The 4,394-nt window shown below is 71.8% G+C and carries 5 protein-coding genes; 4 read left to right on the top strand and 1 reads right to left on the bottom strand.

Annotated features, from left to right (window positions below; translation table 11 throughout):
• Window positions 1-120: 120 nt before the first annotated feature.
• Entirely contained in the window at window positions 121-1,398 is a 1,278-nt protein-coding gene (locus tag ACT6S0_RS26910; protein WP_444766796.1) for an efflux RND transporter periplasmic adaptor subunit, read from the bottom strand.
• 322 nt (window positions 1,399-1,720) lie between these two features.
• Here ACT6S0_RS26910 and ACT6S0_RS26905 point away from each other — a divergent pair, with 322 nt between their 5' ends.
• The 4 genes from ACT6S0_RS26905 to ACT6S0_RS26890 all read left to right on the top strand — a co-directional run.
• Complete coding sequence (locus ACT6S0_RS26905; protein WP_444766795.1) at window positions 1,721-2,128, top strand: hypothetical protein; 408 nt, start codon at window positions 1,721-1,723, stop codon at window positions 2,126-2,128.
• A 186-nt stretch (window positions 2,129-2,314) separates the two neighbouring features.
• A complete protein-coding gene (locus ACT6S0_RS26900; protein ID WP_444766794.1) occupies window positions 2,315-3,424 on the top strand; it encodes a type 1 glutamine amidotransferase domain-containing protein in 1,110 nt (369 codons plus the stop codon).
• A gap of 10 nt (window positions 3,425-3,434) precedes the next feature.
• Window positions 3,435-4,115 carry a response regulator transcription factor gene (locus ACT6S0_RS26895; protein WP_444766793.1) on the top strand — a complete coding sequence of 227 codons (681 nt, stop codon included), beginning with the start codon at window positions 3,435-3,437 and terminating at the stop codon, window positions 4,113-4,115.
• Window positions 4,112-4,394: hypothetical protein (locus ACT6S0_RS26890; RefSeq protein ID WP_444766792.1), on the top strand; the 283-nt coding region annotated here is incomplete at its 3' end. The genes ACT6S0_RS26895 and ACT6S0_RS26890, both read left to right, overlap by 4 nt.

Genomic DNA, 4,394 nt, shown 5'->3' with positions numbered 1-4,394 from the left:
GCGGGGGGGTAATTTTTTTCTGCGGGGACAACCGACAGTTACCCGGATGCCGGGCGGGACTCCCGGCAATGCAGCGTTCAGCAAAACTCTTCGCATAAGCAACCCGATCAAACATCACGCTCAATCCGCAATCAAGACGCGGTCCGCGCCCTTGAAGTTGTCCGTGCCTGAGATCACGACACGGTCCCCGGCAACCAACCCCGAGACAACCTCAACGCGATCCAGCGACCGCGCCCCCAGCTTGACGGCCACCTTCTCGGCATGGCCGCCACGCACCACATAGGCATAACTGCCGCCACCTTCGTCGACGAAGCTGCCACGCGCCACGCCCAGCACCTTGTCGCGCCGGTCCAGCAGCACGCGCACGCTCAAGCGCTGGTTCTGCCGCAGCTGCTCCGGCTGCTTGCCGTCAAACCGCAACCGCGCCGCCACCTCGCCACTGACGACCTCGGGCGACACGGAACTGACCAGTCCCGCCCAGCGCTGGCCATTGCCCGAGATCTCCCCCGGCATACCCGGCTGCAGCTCGCGCGCAAAGCTCTCGGCCACCTGCATCTGCACTTCCAGCGCCGACAGGTCGATGACCGACAGCAGGCGCGCGTCGCGGGCGACGTTGGTGCGGTCGGCGATGAAGAGCTGGCCGACCTGCCCGTCCACCGGCGAGCGCACGGCCAGTTCGGTCACCTGGCGCTCCAGGTCGGCCACCATCAATTGCTGGCGGGCCAGCGCGCTCTTCTTGGCCTGCACGTCCAGCGCCAGGCTGTCGGTCTTCAGGCCGCGCAGGCCGGCGGCCTGGTCCAGCGCCAGCTTGGCCTTGGCCAGCGCGTCCTGGGCGCGCTCGACCTGCATGCGCGCCGTCGCGCCCGCCTCGAAGGCCTGGGTCTGGCGCGCCAGGTCGTTGGCGGCGGTCTGCTGGTCGATGCGGGCGTTCTCAAAGGCGCTCTGCAGCGCGGCGGTCTGCTGACGGGCCTCGACCTCGGCGCGCGCCACGTCGGCGCGCAGCGCGTCGACCTGGCTGCGCTCCTGCGCGAGGCGGTTGGCCAGCTCGGGCGATTCGATGCGGGCCAGCACCTGGTCGCGCTTGACCGGGTCGCCAGCCTGCACCGTCAGCGTGACGGTGCCGCCGCCCGGCGCGAACAGCGTCGGGCTCTGCGCGGCGACGACGCGCCCCTCGCCGGCGACGTCGCGTGTCAGCGGTGCGATGTTGACGGTGGCGATGCTCAGCCGTGTGGCGCTGATCGCCGAATCGGCCGACAGCATCTGCTTGACGCGGCCGCCACCGAACAGCGCCAGCACGGCCACCACGGCAGCAGCGCCGGCGAGCAAAACGGGCCAGCGCCGGGATTTCGGGGCGAGCGGGCGGTCCTGCTCGGAGGTGTCGCGAAAGCGAGTGTTCATGGCCAGGACTACCGCAAGCCATGTGCCAGCAGGCGTCGGCTTGTGAATCAAGCACTTGCCGTTGTGGGCGGTGTCCGCGGACAGTGCGCGGACAGTGTCGGCGGCGCTGCCGGGCGGCCGTGGGGCCCAGGATGGGCGCCGGGTTCGGTCGTAGGCCCGCGCCTACCCGGCTCGCACGCCTCCCTGTAAGCACGCCACCGGCCGGCCCGGCCGGCGCGCTGGCGCCGGCGCGCAGGAATGACCCTTGCCGACTGATGCGGCGGCATCCGCCGCACCGTCGCGCCATCAGGCGCGATGGCGTCCCAACCGTTGGAGAGTCATCATGAGCACCCGTTTGAATACCACACCGACCGTGATTGCCGTGGCACTCGCCGCCTTGCTGGCCGCCGGTTGCGCCAGCCAGTCCACAGCCGACAACGCCAGCGCGGACAACGCCGCCGCCGGACAGTCGGACGTCGTCAGCCAGAGCAACCCGCTCGACCAACCGGTCGAGCGCACGACCGACGTGATGCTGCCCAGCACGCAGACTGCGCAGACCGCGCCGTACAGCGACACCACGACGGCCGCTACGGCAACGCAGCCGGCCGACAGCAGCATGGCGAGCACGACGACCGACACGACGACGCCGGCCGCGCCGATACCCGACGACACCAATCGCTGGGCGCCCGGCAGCGCCAACACCGGCTACACGACCGATCAGCCGCTGCCTCCGCGCCGCGATCGCAACTGAGGCCAGCTCCTTGCGTGGCGAATTGACCCGGAGGCCTTGGAGCCACGCAGGATCTGCGCGGACTTGCGTGACCACAGCCGGCGGTTCAGGCCGCGCCACGGCGGCCGCCGGCCGCAGTCGGCATCTTGATCTCGGCTTCACATCGGCTCGGCACATTGGTGGCACCTCCACTCACCGGACCCCACCATGCACCGACTCCTGCTTGCCGCCAGCCTCGCGGCCGCCCTGGGCCTGCCCGCCGCAGCCGCCACCACCACGCCCAGCGTGCTGCTCGTCGTCTCCAGCGAAGGCCGCGCCGAGGGCACGACCATCAGCCGCCCCGGCTTCGAGATGGACGAGCTGGCCATGGCCTGGCTGACGCTTCGCGCCAACGGGCTGCAGGTGCAGATCGCCAGCCCGGCCGGCGGCGCCGTGGTGGCCGACCGGCACAACCCGCGCGACGACCATGTCGCCGCCTTCCTGGCCGATGCCGACGGCGTGCGCCAGTTGCAGCAGACGCGCCGCACCCAGGACGTGCAGCCGGGTGAGCATGCGGCAATCTTTCTGATCGGCGGCAAGGGTGCGATGTTCGACCTGCCGCGCGACACCGCCTTGCTCGGCCTGCTGGCCGCCCACCGGGGCGTGCTGGCGGCGGTCTGCCACGGGCCGGCGGCACTGCTCAACGTGAAGACGCCCGATGGCCGCCCGCTGGTGGCCGGCCGGCGCATGACGGGCTTCAGCGACGAAGAGGAGCGGCTGTTCGGCAAGAAGTGGGCGAAGCAATACCCGTTCTGGCTGGAGACCCGGGCCCGCGAGCTGGGCGCGCAGTGGGAAGAGGCCCCGCTGATGATGCCCAAGCTGGTCGTCGACGGCCCGCTCGTCACCGGCCAGAACCCCTTCTCGACGACGCTGGTGGCCGAGGCCATCGTCAGGCAGCTGGGCCGCACGCCGCAGCCGCGCACGCCGCACCGCGACGAGGCCAGCATGCAGCTGGTGACGCGCTGGCTGGCGGGCGAGCAGGTGGCCGTGCGCGCCGCCTTGGCCGCCGAGCCCAAGCGCTACAACACCGACCTGATCGCCATGCTGGGCTACTACCAGGCCGAGGCGGCGATAGACGACGCCGCACGCCGGCAGGCACTGGCCGTCATGGAGCTGGCCGCGCCGCACATGGCGCACGCCAGGTTCCGCCTCGGGCTGGCCCAGGCCTACGCCCAGCTGGCCCAGCCGCAGAAGGCACGCGAGGTGCTGATGGCGCTGCTGGCCGCCGAGCCGGCCAATGCCGAGGCGCGCGCCGCGCTGGCCCAGCTGGCCGGGTGACACTGCGCGCATGCCGCACCTGCTGCTCGTCGAGGATCACGCCCCGCTGCGCGAGCAGATCGCCGCGCTGCTGCGTGCGGCCGGCCACCGCGTGACCGAGGCCAGCGACGGCCGCTTGGCGCTGCAGGCCGCGCTGGCCGACGCGCCCGACGTGCTGCTGCTGGACATCGGCCTGCCCGGCCTGGACGGGCTGCAGCTGTGCCAGCAGCTGCGCGCCGCCGCGCCCAGCCATGTGCCGGTGCTGATGATCACGGCGCGTGACACCTTGCCCGACAAGCTGGCCGGCTTTGCGGTCGGCGGCGACGACTACCTCGTCAAGCCCTTTGCCGGCGAGGAACTGCTGGCCCGCGTGCAGGCCCTGGCCAAGCGCGGCCAGGCCGGGCAGGACTACCTGCTGCGCGTCGGCCCGCTCAGCCTGGACCGACGCGCGCAGGAGGCCTTTCGCGACGGTCAGCGGCTGGCGCTGCCACCCACGCCGCTGGCCATCCTGCGCCTGCTGATGGAGGCCCACCCGCGCGCGCTGACACGCAGCCGGCTGATCCAGCGGCTGTGGGACGACGAGCCACCCGAGTCCGACCCGCTGCGCAGCCACATCCATCAGCTGCGCCAGGCCATGGACAAGCCCTTCGACCGCCCGCTGCTGACCACCGTGCACGGCATCGGCTACCGGCTGGACGCCGACACCGCATGACGCTGCAGCGTCGCCTGATGCTCACCTTCGCCGCGTTCACGCTCGGCGTGGCCACGCTGTTCGCGCTGTTCGCGATGGCCTTCACCTACGCGGTGGAGGACCGTTTCATCGACCAGCTGCTGCAGCGCGAAGCTACCCGGCTGCGCGCCGAGCACGCGCGCCATGGCCGCTGGCCGGCCGCCGCCGACACACCGGTGCCGATGCAGGTGCACGAGCAGGCCACCACGCTGCCCGCCGACGTCGCGGCCGCGCTGGCCGACGCGCCGCAACGCCGCGAGG

It is taken from the genome of Roseateles sp. (assembly GCF_052436255.1).
Classification (GTDB): Bacteria; Pseudomonadota; Gammaproteobacteria; order Burkholderiales; family Burkholderiaceae_C; genus Pelomonas.
Note: the sequence above shows the minus strand (reverse complement) of the source record. Positions and strands in the feature narration are given on the sequence as shown.

Excerpts from the sequence above, each read along its gene's own strand:
- ACT6S0_RS26910 (WP_444766796.1), bottom strand. The coding sequence starts at position 1,398 with ATGAACACTCGCTTTCGCGACACCTCCGAGCAGGACCGCCCGCTCGCC.
- ACT6S0_RS26905 (WP_444766795.1), top strand. The coding sequence starts at position 1,721 with ATGAGCACCCGTTTGAATACCACACCGACCGTGATTGCCGTGGCACTC.
- ACT6S0_RS26900 (WP_444766794.1), top strand. The coding sequence starts at position 2,315 with ATGCACCGACTCCTGCTTGCCGCCAGCCTCGCGGCCGCCCTGGGCCTG.
- ACT6S0_RS26895 (WP_444766793.1), top strand. The coding sequence starts at position 3,435 with ATGCCGCACCTGCTGCTCGTCGAGGATCACGCCCCGCTGCGCGAGCAG.